Origin of the sequence: Mycobacterium sp. SMC-11 (genome assembly GCF_046250095.1) — a bacterium.
In the GTDB taxonomy this organism is placed as follows: Bacteria; Actinomycetota; Actinomycetes; order Mycobacteriales; family Mycobacteriaceae; genus Mycobacterium; species Mycobacterium heraklionense_A.
In genome coordinates, this window is record NZ_CP176430.1 from 3,154,767 (window position 1) to 3,171,818 (window position 17,052).

15 protein-coding genes are annotated in these 17,052 nt (G+C 68.8%); 6 read left to right on the forward strand and 9 right to left on the reverse strand.

Annotation, left to right across the window (positions count from 1 at the left end; genetic code table 11):
• Positions 1–104: 104 nt before the first annotated feature.
• The 3 genes from ACKY0X_RS14960 to ACKY0X_RS14970 are packed head-to-tail and all read right to left on the reverse strand — an operon-like array spanning position 105 to position 4,685.
• Positions 105–2,852 carry an AAA family ATPase gene (locus tag ACKY0X_RS14960; protein ID WP_409429646.1) on the reverse strand — a complete coding sequence of 916 codons (2,748 nt, stop codon included), beginning with the start codon at positions 2,850–2,852 and terminating at the stop codon, positions 105–107.
• Positions 2,853–2,898: 46 nt separating this feature from the next.
• The gene (locus ACKY0X_RS14965) at positions 2,899–3,855 is read right to left on the reverse strand and encodes an electron transfer flavoprotein subunit alpha/FixB family protein (RefSeq protein ID WP_065038762.1); all 957 of its coding nucleotides are present in this window, start codon (positions 3,853–3,855) and stop codon (positions 2,899–2,901) included.
• A 38-nt stretch (positions 3,856–3,893) separates the two neighbouring features.
• A complete protein-coding gene (locus ACKY0X_RS14970; protein ID WP_409426674.1) occupies positions 3,894–4,685 on the reverse strand; it encodes an electron transfer flavoprotein subunit beta/FixA family protein in 792 nt (263 codons plus the stop codon).
• A gap of 196 nt (positions 4,686–4,881) precedes the next feature.
• Between ACKY0X_RS14970 and ACKY0X_RS14975 the strand changes: the two genes are divergently transcribed.
• The 4 genes from ACKY0X_RS14975 to ACKY0X_RS14990 are packed head-to-tail and all read left to right on the forward strand — an operon-like array spanning position 4,882 to position 9,655.
• On the forward strand, positions 4,882–5,679 hold the full coding sequence (locus ACKY0X_RS14975; RefSeq protein ID WP_409426675.1) for a class I SAM-dependent methyltransferase: 798 nt from the start codon (positions 4,882–4,884) through the stop codon (positions 5,677–5,679).
• Complete coding sequence (locus ACKY0X_RS14980; RefSeq protein ID WP_409426676.1) at positions 5,676–7,211, forward strand: 1,4-alpha-glucan branching protein domain-containing protein; 1,536 nt, start codon at positions 5,676–5,678, stop codon at positions 7,209–7,211. The genes ACKY0X_RS14975 and ACKY0X_RS14980 overlap by 4 nt, the downstream gene beginning before the upstream one ends.
• 55 nt (positions 7,212–7,266) lie before the next feature.
• Positions 7,267–8,511 (forward strand): glycosyltransferase family 4 protein, encoded by a 1,245-nt coding sequence (locus ACKY0X_RS14985; RefSeq protein WP_409426677.1) that lies wholly within the window; start codon positions 7,267–7,269, stop codon positions 8,509–8,511.
• Positions 8,512–8,521: 10 nt separating this feature from the next.
• Positions 8,522–9,655, forward strand: a complete 1,134-nt coding sequence (locus ACKY0X_RS14990; RefSeq protein WP_409426678.1) for an NDMA-dependent alcohol dehydrogenase — start codon at positions 8,522–8,524, stop codon at positions 9,653–9,655.
• Between the two features lie 6 nt (positions 9,656–9,661).
• Here the strand turns inward: ACKY0X_RS14990 and ACKY0X_RS14995 are convergent, their stop codons facing one another.
• Positions 9,662–11,428 (reverse strand): flavin-containing monooxygenase, encoded by a 1,767-nt coding sequence (locus ACKY0X_RS14995; RefSeq protein WP_409426679.1) that lies wholly within the window; start codon positions 11,426–11,428, stop codon positions 9,662–9,664.
• Positions 11,429–11,501: 73 nt separating this feature from the next.
• Positions 11,502–12,110: a TetR/AcrR family transcriptional regulator gene (locus ACKY0X_RS15000; RefSeq protein WP_409426680.1), complete on the reverse strand. Its 609-nt coding sequence runs from the start codon at positions 12,108–12,110 to the stop codon at positions 11,502–11,504.
• 51 nt (positions 12,111–12,161) lie between these two features.
• Here ACKY0X_RS15000 and ACKY0X_RS15005 point away from each other — a divergent pair, with 51 nt between their 5' ends.
• Positions 12,162–12,734 carry a TetR/AcrR family transcriptional regulator gene (locus ACKY0X_RS15005; protein ID WP_409426681.1) on the forward strand — a complete coding sequence of 191 codons (573 nt, stop codon included), beginning with the start codon at positions 12,162–12,164 and terminating at the stop codon, positions 12,732–12,734.
• A gap of 9 nt (positions 12,735–12,743) precedes the next feature.
• Here the strand turns inward: ACKY0X_RS15005 and ACKY0X_RS15010 are convergent, their stop codons facing one another.
• Together ACKY0X_RS15010 and ACKY0X_RS15015 are read right to left on the reverse strand one after the other, a co-directional pair.
• The gene (locus ACKY0X_RS15010) at positions 12,744–13,067 is read right to left on the reverse strand and encodes a TfoX/Sxy family protein (RefSeq protein WP_409426682.1); all 324 of its coding nucleotides are present in this window, start codon (positions 13,065–13,067) and stop codon (positions 12,744–12,746) included.
• Positions 13,067–13,939, reverse strand: coding sequence for an alpha/beta fold hydrolase (locus tag ACKY0X_RS15015; protein ID WP_409426683.1), 873 nt, complete (start codon positions 13,937–13,939; stop codon positions 13,067–13,069). Before ACKY0X_RS15015 ends, ACKY0X_RS15010 begins: the two co-directional genes overlap by 1 nt.
• A 60-nt stretch (positions 13,940–13,999) precedes the next feature.
• Here ACKY0X_RS15015 and ACKY0X_RS15020 point away from each other — a divergent pair, with 60 nt between their 5' ends.
• Entirely contained in the window at positions 14,000–14,659 is a 660-nt protein-coding gene (locus ACKY0X_RS15020) for a winged helix-turn-helix transcriptional regulator (protein WP_409426684.1), read from the forward strand.
• Here the strand turns inward: ACKY0X_RS15020 and ACKY0X_RS15025 are convergent.
• Both ACKY0X_RS15025 and ACKY0X_RS15030 read right to left on the reverse strand, forming a co-directional pair.
• Entirely contained in the window at positions 14,622–15,569 is a 948-nt protein-coding gene (locus ACKY0X_RS15025; protein WP_409426685.1) for an alpha/beta hydrolase, read from the reverse strand. The genes ACKY0X_RS15020 and ACKY0X_RS15025 overlap by 38 nt on opposite strands.
• Positions 15,569–17,038 (reverse strand): aldehyde dehydrogenase, encoded by a 1,470-nt coding sequence (locus tag ACKY0X_RS15030; RefSeq protein WP_409426686.1) that lies wholly within the window; start codon positions 17,036–17,038, stop codon positions 15,569–15,571. The genes ACKY0X_RS15025 and ACKY0X_RS15030 overlap by 1 nt, the downstream gene beginning before the upstream one ends.
• Positions 17,039–17,052 lie beyond the last annotated feature (14 nt).

Below are 17,052 nucleotides of genomic sequence, written 5' to 3' on the forward strand. Positions count from 1 at the left end.
CCTCAGCACGATTTCGGTACCTCGACCCTGGCACCGTGTGGTTCGTGGGGGAACCCCGGAAAGTCCGTAGTCCGCTTCTCCGCGGGCGGGGTGTGGAGCCGCCGTCAGCGGCCGACAGCGATGTCGCGCAGTTCCCGGCGCGAGCGGATTCCCAGCTTGGCGAAGACCTTGCGCAGGTGCCATTCGACGGTGTGGGCGCTGATGAACAGCCGGGCCCCGATCTCGACATTGGTCAGTCCGGCACCGGCCAGCTCGGCGATCTGCTGCTCCTGCGGTGTCATCACGTCACCGCCGGGCGCGGCCTTGCCGCTGACTTTGTCTCCGATCGCCTGCAGTTCGCGGCGGCTGCGCTGCGCGAAGGCCCGCGCACCGAATCCGGTGAACATCTCGTGGGCGGTGCGCAGTTGCCTGCGCGCGTCACCGCGCCGCTTCTCCCGCCGAAGCCACTCCCCGTACACCAGGTGTGCGCGCGCCAGGTCCACGGCGATCCGGGTGCGCTCCAGCCGCTCGACGGCCTCGACATAGTGGTCCTCGGCGGTGGGGCCGTCACACACCAGCGCTCGCGAGCGGGCCAACACGCCCAGCCCCCAGTCGGTCCCGCTGACGGTGGCGCGTTCGGCCAACTGCGCCAGTGCCTCGGCGGCCAAGGTCAGTTCGCCGCCGCGCACTCCGGCCTCCACCAGTTCGGCCAGGTTCCACCCGTAGAGGCCGAGATCCTCGTAGTCCAGCACTCGGCGCAGCGCCTCGCAGGCCGACTGGTAGCGGCCCAAGCCGTTGTAGAGCACCGCGGAGGCGTAGCCGATCAGTGCGATGATGCGACCCTCACCGCGGGCGGCCCCGCTGCGGGCCGCGGCGTCGATCAGCACGGTCGCCGGGGCTTCCTCCCCCGTCCAGGCCGCCAACGCCAGCGCGTGATAGCGCACCGGCGTCTGGCCCGACGCCGCGGTCAGGGCGTCGGCGTCGGCGATCAGCGCGCGCGCCGCCGCGAACTCACCGGCCTGCACGTGCACGCCGGCCCGGGTCGTCAACGCGACCGGCAGCATGGCCAGCGCACCGGTGTCGGTCGCGACCCGCACGGCGTCATTGGCGATGCGATACCAGGCCTGGTCATCCCACACGTCGTGCACTGCGGCTTCGTATCCGATCGGAAACGCCTGCCATGACCAGGTGTTCGGGGTCAGTGCGGCAATCGCGGCACGCAACGGCTCCAAGCCGGCTTGACAGCCGGCACTGATGCGGGTGGTCAACCCAAGCAACAGCAGGTCGGCCGGCCGGTTCGTCCGCACGCCCGCGGCCAGCGCCGCCGCGGTGTGCTGGCGCACCTGCGCACCGAACGCCCGGCCCGCATACATCGCCGCGCTGACCGCCTCCAACAGCGTCTCTTGCGCCATCACCGCATCAATCGACTCCAAACGACTTGCAGCGCTGAAGAATTGGTGAACTGAGTCGAGAATGGTAGAGGCGTGACCGCTACCGCGGCCACGGGTGAATGCCAACTGCGCGCGCATCCGGGCCAACCGGGCACGCTGCAGCTCGTCAAGCGGCGCCAGCTCGGCGGTGCCCAACAGCGCGGCGGCCGCGTCCATTTCAGCTACCGACCGCTTGGCTTCGGCGGCATCGAGCGCACGGACTCCGCGCCGCAGCGGATCGGGGGTCAGTTCGGTGGCACGGGCCAAAAATGCTGCCGCCGCAGCGGTTCCACCGCGCAACGCCGCCCGGTCAGCGGAGCGTTCCAGCTCCGCGGCGACCGATTCGTCCGGGCCGGGTGCCGCATGGGCGCGATGCCACGCCCGCCGGTCGGGGTCGTGCGCAGGGTCGGTGGCCTCGGCCAGGGCACGGTGGGCGTCCCGGCGGTCTTCCAGGCTCGCCGCCCGGTAGATCGCCGAACGCACCAGTGGATGCCGGAACCGCACCCGCGCGCCCACCTCGATCAGGCCGGCCTCCTCGGCCGGAGCGATGGCCGCGGACGCCAGGCCCGACTCACCGGCCGCCCGCAGCAACAGCGCCGCATCCCCCACCGGCTCGGCGGCAGCCAGCAGCAAGAGCCGTTGGGCGTCGCCGGGCAACGCATGAACCCGGGCCAGGTAATGGCGTTCGATCTGCCCCGCCACCGGCACCACGTCGGGACGGTAGTAGCCGCCGGCCAACTCGGCCGCGGACAACCCCCGCGGCAGTTCCAGCAACGCCAGCGGGTTGCCGTGAGTCTCGGCGACGATCCGGTCGGCGACCTGGGGATCGATCCGGCCCGGCAGCGCCGACTCCAGCACGGCGCGCGCGTCGGCGTCAGCCAGGCCGCGCAACATCAGTTTCGGCAGTCCGGTGAGTCCGTCGACTGGTTCCCGCAGGGCGAACACCAGCACGACGGGTTCGGCCCGCAGTCGGCGAGCTACGAACCCCAGCGTCTGGGCCGACACCTGATCGAGCCACTGGGCATCGTCGATCAGGCACAGCACCGGCTGGCGGGCGGCGACCCCGGCAAGCAGGCCCAGCACCGCCAGCCCGACCAGAAATCGGTCGGGTGCCGACCCGCTGCTCATGCCGAACGCGATAGCCAGCGCCTCGCGCTGCGGCTCTGGCAGGTGGTCGATCCCGTCGGCCACAGGTGCGCACAGCTGCTGCAGCCCGGCGAACGCCAGCTCCATGTCGGACTCCACCCCGGCCGCCCGAATCACCTGAAACTCCGGTGCAGATTCGGCCAGGTAGTCCAGCAGGACGGTCTTGCCGATACCGGCCTCGCCGCGCAGCACCAGCACCTGGCTACGGCCGCCACGGGCGGCGGCGAGGGTTTCCCGTAGCTGCTCGCATTCGGACTCTCGTCCGGTCAGCCGCCGACCAGACGCAAAGGCCCCCATTTCGAGTCCGAAATGGGGGCTTTCGCGTCTGCTCACGCAGAAAAAATTAACCCTTGCGGGCCTTGATCGCCTCGGTCAGCTGCGGGGCAACCTTGAACAGGTCCCCGACGATGCCGTAGTCGGCGATCTCGAAGATCGGCGCTTCCTCGTCCTTGTTGACCACGACGATGGTCTTGGACGTCTGCATGCCGGCCCGGTGCTGGATCGCCCCGGAGATGCCCAGCGCGATGTACAGCTGCGGCGAGACCGTCTTGCCGGTCTGGCCAATCTGGAACTGGCCCGGGTAGTAGCCCGAGTCGACCGCGGCACGCGAAGCGCCGACCGCCGCACCGAGCGAGTCGGCCAGCTCCTCGACCACCGAGAAGCTCTCGGCGCTGCCGACACCGCGACCACCGGCCACCACGATGGGCGCCTCGGTGAGCTCCGGGCGGTCACCGGCCACGGCCGGCTGACGCGCAGTGATCTTGGTGGCGTTTTCCGCGGCGGCCGGCACCTCGACGGTGACCTGCTCGCCCGCGCCAGCGGCCGGCACGGGCTCAACGGCACCCGCACGGACGGTGATGACCGGGAGCTCACCGGTGGGCTCGGCCTCGACGGTGAACGCACCACCAAAGATCGAGTGCACCACCTTGGCGCCCGCCTTGACCTCGACCACGTCGACCAGCAGACCGGAACCGATCCGGGCCGCCAGGCGGCCGGCGACCTCTTTGCCGTCGGCGTTGGCGGCGATCAGCACCGCGGCCGGGGCGGCCGTCTCGGCCAGCCCAGCCAGCACATCGACAGTCGGGGTGACCAGGTAGCCGTCCACCACGTCGGACTCGGCGACGTAGATCTTGGCGGCGCCAGCCTCCTTCAGGCCGTCCACCAGCGGGGCGGCGGTGCCGGGGGCACCGACGACGACCGCGGACGGCTCGCCGAGCTCACGCGCGGCGGTGATCAGTTCGGAGCTGACCTTCTTCAGCGCTCCATCGGCGTGCTCAACGAGCACAAGTACTTCAGCCATGTCTATTTTCTTCCGTCTTCGCTAGGTCCGGGGATCGCTTAGATGAGCTTCTGGGCAACCAGGTAGCCGGCGATCTTGGTGCCGCCATCGCCCTCGTCGGTCACCTTCTCGCCAGCGGTCTTCGGCGGCTTCGGAGTCGAAGCAGTCACCTTGGTACCGGCGTTGGCGACACCGACCTCGTCGGCCTCGACACCGATCTCGGCCAGGGTGAGCACGGTGACTTCCTTCTTCTTGGCGGCCATGATGCCCTTGAAGGACGGGAAGCGCGGCTCGTTGATCTTCTCGTTGACACTCACCACGGCCGGCAGCGAGGCCTCCAGGGTGAACACGCCCTCGTCGGTCTCCCGCTCGCCGGTGACCTTGCCGCCCTCGACGGTCAGCTTGCGCAGGTGGGTCAGCTGCGGCAGACCCAGGTACTCGGCGATGATCGCCGGAACCGCACCGCCGACACCGTCGGTCGACTCGTTGCCGGCGATGACCAGCTCGGTGCCCTCGATGGCGCCCAGCGCGCGCGCCAGCGCCCAACCAGTCTGGATGACGTCGGAGCCCTTCATGCCGTCGTCGAGGATGTGCACGGCCTTGTCAGCCCCCATCGACAGCGCCTTGCGGATCGCCTCGGTGGCCCGCTCGGGGCCGGCGGTCAGCACGGTGACGGTGCCCTCGGCGCCTTCGGCCTCCCGGATCTGCAGAGCCTCTTCGACGGCCCGCTCGTTGATTTCGTCGAGCACGGCGTCGGCAGCCTCACGGTCCAGCGTGAAGTCACCGTCGGTGAGCTTGCGCTCCGACCAGGTGTCTGGGACCTGTTTGATCAGGACCACGATGTTCGTCATGAGTGTGGTTCGTCCTCCTCGAAGGGGTCCTGCAGCGGCGGGCCACAAGACTTGGTAACGATTCACGCAGCCGCACGAGAATGTTACTCACCGGTAACTTAATGCGGTTCGCGTGTACAGCGTAGCGGGTCGTGATAATGCCAGTGCGGGGTAGCCGGTTCGTAGAGTGCGCCCTTCGCGTTAGCCTGCCTGTGCGATGAAATCTACGAATGCCGCCGGAGACCCCACCGGCACGCCGCCCAGCGACAGCACGCTGACGCTGACCGGGGAACGCACCATCCCCGGACTCGACGTCGAGAACTACTGGTTCCGGCGTCACGAGGTGGTCTACCAGCAGCTGGCGCCGCGCTGTAGCGGTCGTGAAGTCTTAGAGGCCGGGTTCGGCGAGGGCTACGGCGCTGACCTGATCGCGGGCGTGGCCCAACGGGTGATCGGCGTGGATTACGACGACGCGGCGGTGGCCCACGTACGGGCCCGCTACCCGCGCGTAGAAGCCGTCCAGGGAAACCTCGCCGAGTTGCCGCTGCCCGACGCGGCCGTAGACGTAGTGGTCAACTTCCAAGTCATCGAGCACCTCTGGGATCAGGGACAGTTCATCGCCGAATGCGCCCGCGTGTTGCGGCCCGGCGGGTTGCTGATGGTGTCCACACCCAACCGGATCACCTTCTCCCCCGGCCGCGACACTCCGATCAACCCCTTCCACACCCGCGAACTCAATGCCGCCGAACTCACCGAGCTGCTGCTCGAGGGCGGCTTCGAGGTCGAGGGGGTCTACGGGGTTTTTCATGGGCCCGTGCTGGCCGAGATGGACGCCCGGCACGGCGGTTCGATCATCGACGCCCAGATCGCCCGGGCGGTCGCCGACGCGCCCTGGCCGGCCGACCTGCTGGCCGATGTCGCCGGCGTGACCAGCGACGATTTCGACATCCTCGAAGCCGCGCAGCGCGATATCGATGAAAGCCTGGACCTGGTGGCGATCGCGGTGCGCCGGTGACCGAGGAATCCAACGGCTCCGTACCGGGCCTGTTCACCCTGGTGCTGCACACCCATCTGCCGTGGCTGGCGCACCACGGCCGCTGGCCCGTCGGCGAGGAATGGCTCTACCAATCCTGGTCAGCGGCGTACCTGCCCCTGGTGCGGGTGCTGCGTACGCTGGCCGCCGAAGGCCGGCGAAACCTGCTCACGCTCGGGGTGACACCGGTGGTCGCCGCCCAGCTCGACGACCCGTACTGCCTCGACGGGATGCACCACTGGCTGGCGAACTGGCAGCTGCGCGCCGCCCAGGCCACCACCCTGCCCGACATCCGCCCGTTCGGGCTGCACGAGTGCGCCGCGGCCGAACAGGCTCTCGAGGAGTTCGCGCTGCTGTGGCGCCACGGCGCCAGCCCGCTGCTGCGCGAGCTGGTACAGGCCCAGACGGTGGAACTGCTCGGCGGCCCGCTGGCGCACCCCTTCCAGCCGCTGCTGGCGCCACGACTGCGCCAGTTCGCCCTGCACGAAGGATTGGCCGACGCCCGGGCACGGCTGGCCCACACCCCCACCGGAATCTGGGCGCCGGAATGCGCATACACGCCCGGTCTGGAAACCGAGTACGCGGCCGCCGGGATTTCGCACTTCATGGTCGACGGCCCGTCGCTGCACGGCGACACCACACTGGGCCGGCCGGTCGGTGACTCCGACGTGATCGCCTTCGGCCGTGACCTTGCAGTCAGCTACCGGGTGTGGTCGCCGAAGTCGGGCTATCCCGGCCACGACGCCTACCGCGATTTCCACACCTATGACCATCGCACCGGGTTGAAGCCGTCTCGGGTCACCGGCCGCAACGTCTCCCCCGAGCAGAAGGCGCCGTACGACCCGCAGCGCGCCGATGCCGCGATCGACGCCCACGTCGCCGATTTCGTCGAGGTGGTCCGGGGCCGCCTGCAGTCCGAGTCCGAGCGGATCGGCCGCCCGGCCCACGTGGTTGCGGCATTCGACACCGAGCTGTTCGGCCACTGGTGGTACGAGGGACCGACCTGGCTGGCCCGGGTGCTGCGGGCCCTGCCCGAAGCCGGGGTCCGCGTCGGCACGCTCACCGATGCCATCAACGCCGGATTCGTCGGCGAAGCGGTCGAACTGCCGCCCAGCTCGTGGGGTTCGGGCAAGGACTGGCGGGTGTGGTCCGGCGAGCAGGTGGCCGACCTGGTCCAGCTGAACTCCGAGGTGGTCGAGACCGCCTTGGGCGCCGTCGACAAGGCCCTCGCCCAGACCGCGGCGCCGTCGGGCCCCACCCCGCGCGACCGGGTCGCCGACCAGATCCTGCGCGAGGCGCTGCTGACGGTCTCCAGCGACTGGCCGTTCATGGTCAGCAAGGACTCCGCGGCCGACTACGCCCGCTACCGCGCACAGCTGCACGCGCACGCCACCCGCGAGATCGCCGACGCACTGGCCGGCGGCCACCGAGACACCGCGCAGCGCTTGGCCGACGGCTGGAATAAAGCCGACGGTCTGTTCGGCGCGCTAGATGCCCGTAGGCTGCCACGGTGACCCCCCACCTGGAGACCTCGCACCACGACGGTGCGCGTCAGAACGGACCCGCCGCGTGAAGATCCTGATGGTCTCGTGGGAATACCCGCCGGTGGTGATCGGTGGGCTGGGTCGACATGTTCATCACCTGTCGACCGCGCTGGCCGCTGCCGGGCACGACGTCGTCGTCCTGTGCCGGCGTCCCTATGGCACCGACCCCAGCACTCACCCGTCGTCCGACGAGATCAGCGAAGGCGTGCGGGTGGTCGCCGCGGCCCAAGACCCGCACGAGTTCTCCTTCGGCGAAGACATGATGGCCTGGACGCTGGCGATGGGGCATTCCATGGTCCGCGCCGGCCTGTCGCTCAAGATCGACGGCGGCCAAAGCGTGTGGCGTCCCGATCTGGTGCACGCCCACGACTGGCTGGTGGCACACCCGGCCATTGCGCTCGCCGAATACTACGATGTGCCTTTGGTTTCCACGATCCATGCCACCGAAGCCGGACGTCACTCGGGCTGGGTGTCGGGACCCTTGAGCCGTCAGGTGCATGCCGTGGAGTCCTGGCTGGTCCGCGAATCCGATTCGCTGATCACCTGTTCGGCCTCGATGCGCGATGAGATCACCGACCTGTTCGGTCCCGGACTGGCCGAAACCACCGTGATCCGCAACGGCATTGACGCCGCCCGGTGGCCGTTCGCCCCCCGGCAGTCCCGCAGCGGCCCGCCGGAGATCCTGTTCGTCGGGCGACTCGAGTACGAGAAGGGCGTGCACGACATCATCGCGGCCCTGCCGCGGATTCGGCGCGCTCACCCGGGAACCACGCTGACCATCGCCGGCGACGGCACCCAGCAGGACTGGCTGGTCGAGTGCGCCCGAAAGAACCGGGTACTCAAGGCAACCCGGTTCATCGGCCGCGTCGACCACGACGAGCTGTTGGCACTGTTACACCGGGCCGACGCCGCCGCACTGCCGAGTCACTACGAACCGTTCGGCCTGGCGGCACTGGAGGCCGCTGCCGCCGGGACCCCGCTGGTGGTCGCCAACGTGGGCGGACTGGGCGAGGCGGTGATCAACGGCGAAACCGGGATGTCCTGTCCACCGCGCGACGTGCCGGCGCTGGCCGCGGCCGTCTGCCACGTGCTCGATGACCAGGCCGCCGCCCAACGCCGGGCGGTGGCCGCCCGCGAGCGGCTCAGCTCCGACTTCGATTGGCACACCGTGGCCGACGAGACCGCCCAGGTCTATCTGGCGGCCAAACGCCGCCTGCGCGAACCTCAGCCACGACGGCCGATCATCGAGCACGCGCTACCGGACCGGTAAACCCGGCGAGATGAAAAGTCGCGCCGCGATCCTGCGAACCTACGGTGGCCCCTGGTCGATCGAGGAGTTCGAACTCGATCCGCCGCGCGCCGGCGAGGTCTTGGTCCGCATGGCCGCGGCGGGCCTGTGCCATTCCGACGAACACATCCGTCGGGGCCACCTGGCCCCGCCGGGGCAGAGCGCTCCGACCGCGCCGACGATCGGCGGTCACGAAGGTTCCGGGGTGGTCGTGCAGGTCGGTGACGGTGTCACGGGGCTGTCCCCCGGCGATCATGTGGTGACGTCGTTCGTCGCGGTCTGCGGTCAATGCCGTTGGTGTTCTTCGGGTATGGAGTACATCTGTGATGCCGGAGCGGGAACCATGCTGCCCGGAATGCCTACTGACGGCACCTTCCGGCACCACGGCCGCGACGGCCGGGATCTGGCTCATGTCTCCAAGATCGGCGCGTTCGCCGAGCACACCGTGGTCTCGGCAGCCTCGCTGGTCAAGATCGATCCGCACCTTCCGCTGCTTTCCGCGGCCCTGCTGGCGTGCGCGGTGCCGACGGGGTACGGTTCGGCGGCGTATCGCGCCGGTGTACGCGGCGGCGACACCGTCGTGGTCATCGGGGTGGGCGGCATCGGCACGGCCGCCGTCCAGGGAGCCCGTATCAACGGCGCCGTCCAGATCGTCGCGGTGGATCCCATTGCCTTCAAGCGAGAATCAGCGGCTGCGTTCGGCGCCACCCACACCGCTTCCAGCGCCACCGAGGCCTTCGAGTTGGTTCGCGACCTGACCCGCGGGGTGATGGCCGACGCGGTGGTGGTGTCCCCCGCTGTGGTCACCGATTCCGACGTCGAGGACGCACTGCGGCTGACCCGCAAGGCCGGGACCTGTGTGCTGACCGGGATGGCGGTACAGGGCGCCCGGACCAGCATCGATCCCCAGGACATGATGCTGATGAGCAAGACGCTGTGCGGCACCGTCTTCGGGTCCTGCAACCCGCGGACCGACATCCCGCTGTTGGCCACGCTCTACGATGCGGGCCGACTCCAACTCGATGAGATGGTCACCAAGCGTTACCAGCTCGACGACGTCAACCAGGCGTACGACGACCTGGCCGCCGGCGAATTGATCAGGGGCGTCATCGACTTCGGCCTCTAGTTCCGACTACCGGCTGATGGTGAACCCGTCCAGGGTGCCCGATTCTCGCCATGCGGTCAGGATGTCGGCGTATTCGGTGGGGCTGCCGAAGAAGAAACTGTCCTGGCGCAGCCGTGCGTTCGCGTGGCCCTCACGGTTGTAGTAGCCCGGGGTGCACGTCTCGCGCCGGCCGGCGATGACGTCGGAACGGGCCACCACGGCATCCACCCAGCCCTGTTCGGCTTCCTCGGTGGCCTCCAGCGCGGCCACCGACTGCTGCAACGCGTGGGCGATCACCCACGCCACGTGCCGCGACTGGGTGTCGATCAGATAGGGGAAGTTCACCGTGAACCCGGACTGGGCGATGCTCTCGATGAAGCAGTTCGGGAAGCCGCTCACGTGCAGGCCGTGGAAGGTGCGCACACCGTCGGCCCATCTCTCGGTCAGGGTCACGCCGTCGCGGCCGATGACTTCGAAACCCGTACGCCGGCAATAGTCGGTGCCCACCTCGAAGCCGGTCGCGAAAACCAGGCAGTCCAACGGGTATTCGACGCCATCGACTACCGCGCCGGAAGCGGTGATCTGCTCGACGCCGCGGCCTTTCGTGTCGACCAGGGTGACGTTGTCGCGATTGAACGCCTGCAGGTACTCATCGTGGAAGCACGGCCGCTTGCAGTAGTAGCCGTACCACGGCTTCAGTGCCTCGGCGGTGGTTGGATCGTCCACCAGGGCGTCGACGCGCCCGCGGATCTCCTCCATCTTGGCGAAGTCGGCCATCTCGGCCGCGTTCGGGCCACCCTCGTTGACGATCGGCATCTGCTTGGTGAGGCTGGTCCAGGCGTCGTCGACCAGGTCCTCGTCGGCCTGGCCGCCCGCGGTCAGGATCTGAAAGTTCTCCATCCGGCGCTGTTGCCAGCCCGGCTCCAGCTCGGCTGCCCACTGCGGATCGGTAGGCCGGTTGCCCCGTACGTCCACTGTCGACGGCGTGCGCTGAAAGACGTAGAGGTGCCCGGCCGCCTCGGCCAGGCGCGGCACGCACTGGATCGCGGTGGCACCGGTGCCGATGATCCCCACTCGCTTGTCGGCCAGCCGGTCCAGGCCCGCGCCGGTGTAGTCGTAGTCCCAGCGACTGGTGTGAAAGGTGCGCCCGGCGAACTCGTCGATGCCGGGAATGCCCGGCAGCTTCGGCTTCTGCAGGTAGCCATTGGCCATCGAGACGAATCGGGCCCGGAATGAGTCGCCACGATTGGTCGTGATCACCCAGCGCGACGTCGTTTGTTCCCAACGTATTTCGGTGACCTCGGTCTGCAGGCAGGCATCGGAGTACAAGTCGTAGTGGCGGGCGATGCGCTGGCAGTGCGCGAAGATCTCCGGGCCCTTGGCGTATTTCTCGGTCGGCACGTAGCCGAGTTCCTCCAGCAGCGGCATGTAGACGTAGGACTCCACGTCGCAGGCGATCCCGGGATACCGATTCCAGTACCAGGTGCCACCGACGTCGGCGGCCTTGTCGATCAGCCGAATGCTGCCCACGCCGAGCTCGCGCAGCCGGGCACCGGTCAGCAGTCCTCCGAAGCCGGCTCCGACGATCGCGACGTCGACCTCATCGGACAGCGGTTCCCGGGTGAATCCGGGGTCGGCCCATGGATCTTCGGCGAACGCAGCGAAGCGGCCCGCCACCTCCACGTACTGGTCGATGCCGTCGTTTCGCAGGCGCCGCTGGCGTTCGCGGGCGTACTTGTCGCGCAAGGTGTTCGGATCAAAGTTTTGCGCCTGGAGACCCTGGACGTCGGTCACTATCAGGTACCTCCGGAACGCCGCAAAGCCAGCCCAGCAACCGACTCAGCATATAATCAATCAGTTGATCATATCAATGGGCGGCGAACAGCGTCCCCCTGATCAGGCGCTTCGCGGCGGCCAGCGCCGCGTGATAAGCCTCCGGTGTTCCGGTCGCCGCCAACTCGGTCAGCCCATAGACCAGGGCGTAGGTCACCTCGACCGCCGGCCGCGCCCCGGTGGCGACGCGGCTATCTCCGTCATCGACGATCCCGGTGATGATGTCGCGCAGCGCCTCCAGCCCCCCACCCTCGGCCTCCCCCGGATACACGGTGACGGCGTTCTGAGCGCGAATCGCCCACTCGAACGTGGCGAGATCGGGATGCTCCCGCATGAGGTTGCCGGACTCGTCCAGCACAGCCTCGATCCGGTCGACGACCGTGCCCGGCCGCTCGGCGGCGCGCCGCAGACGCGGCAGCGCGATCTCGGCCCGCGTGGCGATCGCGGCCGCCACCAGTTCGGCCTTGTTGGGAAAGTAGTTGTAGATGTTGGCGCTGGTGACACCTGCCGTGCGCGCGATCTGACGGATCGTGGTCCGCGCGTAACCCAGTTCGGCCACGCACGCCATGGTGGCGGCGATGATCCGCTGGCGGGTTTGGCCGCCGTCGGCACCCACCGGGCGGCCCAGCTGCGGAGTCGACATAGACACATCCTCGCAGCCGCCGGATCGCCGGCGGACTAATCTGAGCTGATCATGTCCCTGACGTCGTCGCCGCGGGGTCGGCCGGCTGGAACCAACAGCGAAGAGACCCGCCAGCGGATCATCACCGCAGCGATCCGGCGCGTCGCCGAGGTCGGCCGTGCGGGTGCCACGATCCGCGACATCGCCTCCGCCGCCGAGATGACCAGCGCCAGCCTGTACCACTACTTTCCGAACAAGGATGAGCTGATGGCGGCGACCGTAGCCGCCGCCCGCGAGATCGCACTACCCCGGCTCCATGGCGCGGCGCAGCGCGGCGGCACCGTGGCGGATCGACTTGCCGCGGTGCTTGCCGAGGCCGATCGGTTGAGCCACGACCACCCCTATCTGGCTGCCTTCGAACGCGCCGCCGGCGAGGCCTCGCCGTTACGCGACGTCATCGGTGAGGTCGTCGACGAAGCGCGGCGCGGTGGTTCGCTGGCGACCGGCATCGACAGCGATGGCGCCGCGGATGCGGTCTACGCGTTGACGCGGGGGTTGACCGAGCAGGCAGCGCAGCTGTCACCGGACGCCTACCGTGCCACCCTGCGCTGCGCCGAAGATCTCCTGCGAGGCACGCTGTTCTAGGCGGCCGGCCTAAGCGCTCGCCGCGGCGGCGACTCCGATGTCGATCCATTCGGCGAGCTGTTGCCGAGATCTGACGTGCTCGCCATCGACATGGACCCAGCCACGCATGGTCCGTCCACCCATCTCCATGGGTTGGGCGGCGGTGGTCCGCAACAGCTGCTCGGCGCGTGCCGCGCCGACCCGGACCAGCAGCCCGCCGGCCATCGCCGCGACCGCGATCTTGCCGGCGACCAGGAACGCCAACCCGCCGAACATCGCCTTTTCCAGCACCGGTGGACCGTCGCCGGCGAATATCGCCCGCACGCGGGCCGCCAGCTGCGCGTCGTAGGCCACTAGGACCCCGGGTGCCAGTCGCGGATCGCTGCCGCGAATTGTTCGGGAGCATCGGAGGGAACGAAGTGACCGGCACCTTTGACGATGACGGTCTGGTGATTGGTCAGCGTCTGTTGCCACTGCCGCAGCTCCCGGTCACCGAAGGCGAAGTCGCCGTCGCCCCAGATGATCAGCGCTGGGAGCGCCCCGATGGCGGGCAACCCGGATTCGATGTCGGCGAGAAAGGCGCGGCTGGCGGTGATCTCGCGGGGAAAGACTGCGGCCGCCTCTCGCCGCGCGGGGCTGTAGAGCGCCTTTTGGTAGTGGGCCATCTCCTTGCCGGTGGGCTTGGTGAGGCGATGCCCGATGGGGATCATGAGGTTGACGAAGAGGTTGAACTGTCTGATCAGCAGGCGTCCGATCGGGCCGCCCATCACATGCGACATGACCTGGATAAGCGGAGCGCCGACCGGCCATGCCCACGTGTTGGACAGCACCAACCGGTCGAAGATCTCGGGACGTTGTTGCATGACGGCCAACCCGATCGGTCCGCCCCAGTCGTGTACCACCAAGGTGACTCCACTGAGGGCGAGCGCGTCCACGAACGCGCCGATTACGCGGGTGTGTTCGGTGGGCAGATACCGATATCCCGGGCCCGCCGACGACAGTCCGAACCCGGGGTAATCCACGGCGATGCAACGAAAGTCCGGCTGCAACGCTTCGATGACCTTGCGATAGTCGAACGACCAGGTCGGGTTGCCGTGCAGGAACAGCAGCACCGGCCCTGACCCCTCGTCCACGTAGTGGACGCTATGGCCGTCGATGTCGAGGAACCGGCTCTCGAACGGGAACAGCGTGTCGTCGACCCACGCGGGCCGTTCCGCGACTGCCATGACCACCTCCTGGTCAACTTGATATAGTCAAGTGCACTTTAAATTAGCAAGTAGATGGTGATGAGTCGAGACTACGGTCAGTACTGCGGACTTGCCCGGGCCCTGGATGTGGTGGGCGACCGGTGGAATCTGTTGATCGTCCGCCAGCTCCTGATGGGCCCGGCCCGCTACCGCGACCTGCGCGACGGGCTGTCCGGGATCGCGACGAACCTGCTGACGGACCGGCTCCGCGATCTCGAGACCGCAGGGGTCATCGAGCGGCAGGTGTCCGGCGACGGCAAGGCGCTCTCCTACGCCCTGACCCCCTGGGGCGCGCAGCTGCGCGAGCCCATCTACGCGCTGGTCCGCTGGTCGACACCGTTGATGGTCAGCGGCCCCCAGGGCGACGAATTCCGTGCCGAGTGGCTGCGGCTGGCACTTCCCGCCCTGTTCGCCGACCGGGCGCCCGCCGGCCCGTCGGTGGCGGTGGGAATCGCCGTGGACGGCGGCATGGTTCAACTGCAGGCCACCGAGTCCGGTATCGAGGTCGGCGAACCCGACGGGCGCCCGCTTGACGCCGTGCTGCACACCGAGGCGCCCCTCGTTCTCGGCCTCGCGGCAGGCGTGTTGTCGTTCGACGACGTGGCTGCGTTGGCCGAGATCGACGGTGACGAAGCGGCGCTACGCAGGTTCTTCAGCACGACTACAACGCCGCCAGATACCGCCCTCGGTGCGCGATAACCCGTTGGGACACCGCAGCATCGGGCACTAACAGGTCGAACGCGTGCGGACAGCCGGGATACACATGCAGCTCAACGGGGACGCCCGCGGCGATGAGCCGGTGGGCGAAGTCGACATCCTCCGGAGCGAAGATGTCCAGCCCGCCGACATCGATGTACGTCGGCGGCAGGCCGGCCAGGTCTTCGGCTCGGGCCGGCGCGGCGTAGCCGTCGGCGCCACCGTCGCCCAGCAGCGCTGACCAGCCGGTGGCGTTGTCGTCGTAGCTCCAGGTGAGCAGCGTGGGGCCCGCGGCGCCTGCCTCGCGGGTGCGGTCGTCGAGCATGGGGTAGATCAACAGCTGAGCTGCGATCGCCGGTCCGCCCCGGTCGCGGGCCAGCAGACCTACGCCCGCGGCCAGTCCCCCGCCGGCGCTGTCGCCCATCACGGCCAGCCGGGACGCGTCGAAGCCCAGCTCGCCGGCGTGATCGCTGAGCCAGCACAATGCCGCGTAGCAGTCCTGAAGCGGTGTCGGATGCGGGAATTCCGGGGCGACCCGGTAGTCCACAACCAGCATCGGTACCCCGGAGGCGGCGACATAGGCGCGCACCGCAGCGTCGTAGAGCGGCCCCAGGTGGCTCCAGTCCAGGATCATTCCGCCGCCGTGCAGATAGAGCACGGCGCTGCCGGGCTGGTCGGCGCCGATTCGCCGATACCAGCGCAATGGCCGGGTTCCGCCGTCGTAGGTCAGCGAAAACTCTTGGGTCTCTACGCCGGTGACCGGTGGTAGCGACGCCAGCACCTGATTGAAGGTATGACCCACGTTGCGCCGACGGCTGGCGACATCGCCGACCTGCGATGGCGGCGCGCTGTCGGCACCGTCGCGCATCGCCAGCAACGCCGCCAGTACCTGCGGGTCGGGTGGCCCGGCCATCAGTGTTGCGCTCCAAGCACCGCGGTGGCCACCACCTTCGTCTCGAGATATTCCTCGAAGCCCGCCAGTCCCATCTCCCGGCCGATCCCGGACTGCTTGTAGCCCCCGAACGGTACGTCGGCGGAGTACCACATGCCGCCGTTGACGTTGATGGTCCCGGCGCGCAGTCGCGACGCCATTCCGGCGGCGCGCGCGACAGACCCGAAAACCGTGGCAGACAACCCATACGGCGAGTCATTGGCGATGCGCAGCGCGTCGGCATCCCCGTCGTGGGCCAGCACCACCAACACCGGCCCGAAGACCTCTTCGCGGGCCACCCGGGCCTGGTTGGTCAGCCCGCCGATCACCGTCGGCTCGATGTAAAAGCCCCGATCCAGGCCGGCAGGCCGGCCGCCGCCGCAGTGAAACGTCCCGCCTTCGGCGATCGCCAGATCTAGATAGGACTGCACCCGGTCTCGCTGCTTCGCCGAGATCAGCGGCCCGCACAGCATTCTCGGATCGTTGGGGTCACCCACCGCTACCCGGGACATCGCGGCAGCCACGATGTCGAGCGCCTCGCCGTAACGTTGACGCGGCACCAGCAGCCGGGTGGTCAGTGCACAGCCCTGCCCGGCGTGCATTGCCACCGTCGACGCGGCGGCCCTGCAGGCGGCGGACAGGTCGGCGTCATCGAGGACCACAAAAGCCGACTTGCCGCCGAGTTCCAGAAAAACCTTCTTGATGGTCTGCGCAGCAGCGGCCATCACCGAGCGACCGGTCGCCGTCGAGCCGGTGAAGGAGACCACGTCCACTCGAGGGTCCTCGGCGAGCTGGGCACCGATGCGATGGTCAGAAGCGGTGACGATGTTGACAACTCCGGGCGGAAAATCGGTCTTCTCGGCGATGATCCGGCCGACTTCGGCTGCGCACCAGGGGGTGTCGGGTGCCGGCTTGAGTACGACGGTGTTGCCCGCCGCCAGCGCCGGCCCGATCTTGGCGAACGTGACCTGGTGCGGGAAGTTCCACGGCGTGATCGCTCCGACCACGCCGAACGGCTCCCGCACGAGGGTGCGCGCGGTGGTGATACCCATCGGGGCAGCCACCCCGAGGTCCACCTGCCACGGGTAGCTCTCCGCGGTGGCGGCCGGGAAAGCCAGGTCATCGACGGGGGTCTGCAGCTGGCCTCGGTAGGTCAGCGTCCGGGGTGCCCCGACCTCGGCGATGGTGATCTCACGCAGGGTCTCGATCTCGTCGTTGAGCGCGTCGCGCAGCTGGCGCAGGCAGTGCACCCGCAATGCGGTGTCGCGACCCCAGTCCGAGGAGTCGAACGCCGTGCGCGCGGCGGCGACGGCGCGGTCGAGATCGGCGGCGTCGCCGTCGGCGGCCTTGCCGAGGGGTTCTTCGGTGGCCGGGTTGATGGTGGGAAATGCGCCCGCGCCACCCGCAACCAGCGCGCCGTCGATCAGGAGCTGGGTCTGCGGACCGGTCACGGTCCTTAGGCTAA

Bases quoted from the DNA above. Each gene is read 5' to 3' on its own strand.
- ACKY0X_RS14960 (WP_409429646.1), bottom strand. From the start codon at position 2,852: ATGGGGGCCTTTGCGTCTGGTCGGCGGCTGACCGGACGAGAGTCCGAA.
- ACKY0X_RS14965 (WP_065038762.1), bottom strand. From the start codon at position 3,855: ATGGCTGAAGTACTTGTGCTCGTTGAGCACGCCGATGGAGCGCTGAAG.
- ACKY0X_RS14970 (WP_409426674.1), bottom strand. From the start codon at position 4,685: ATGACGAACATCGTGGTCCTGATCAAACAGGTCCCAGACACCTGGTCG.
- ACKY0X_RS14975 (WP_409426675.1), top strand. From the start codon at position 4,882: ATGAAATCTACGAATGCCGCCGGAGACCCCACCGGCACGCCGCCCAGC.
- ACKY0X_RS14990 (WP_409426678.1), top strand. From the start codon at position 8,522: ATGAAAAGTCGCGCCGCGATCCTGCGAACCTACGGTGGCCCCTGGTCG.
- ACKY0X_RS15000 (WP_409426680.1), bottom strand. From the start codon at position 12,110: ATGTCGACTCCGCAGCTGGGCCGCCCGGTGGGTGCCGACGGCGGCCAA.
- ACKY0X_RS15005 (WP_409426681.1), top strand. From the start codon at position 12,162: ATGTCCCTGACGTCGTCGCCGCGGGGTCGGCCGGCTGGAACCAACAGC.
- ACKY0X_RS15015 (WP_409426683.1), bottom strand. From the start codon at position 13,939: ATGGCAGTCGCGGAACGGCCCGCGTGGGTCGACGACACGCTGTTCCCG.
- ACKY0X_RS15020 (WP_409426684.1), top strand. From the start codon at position 14,000: ATGAGTCGAGACTACGGTCAGTACTGCGGACTTGCCCGGGCCCTGGAT.
- ACKY0X_RS15025 (WP_409426685.1), bottom strand. From the start codon at position 15,569: ATGGCCGGGCCACCCGACCCGCAGGTACTGGCGGCGTTGCTGGCGATG.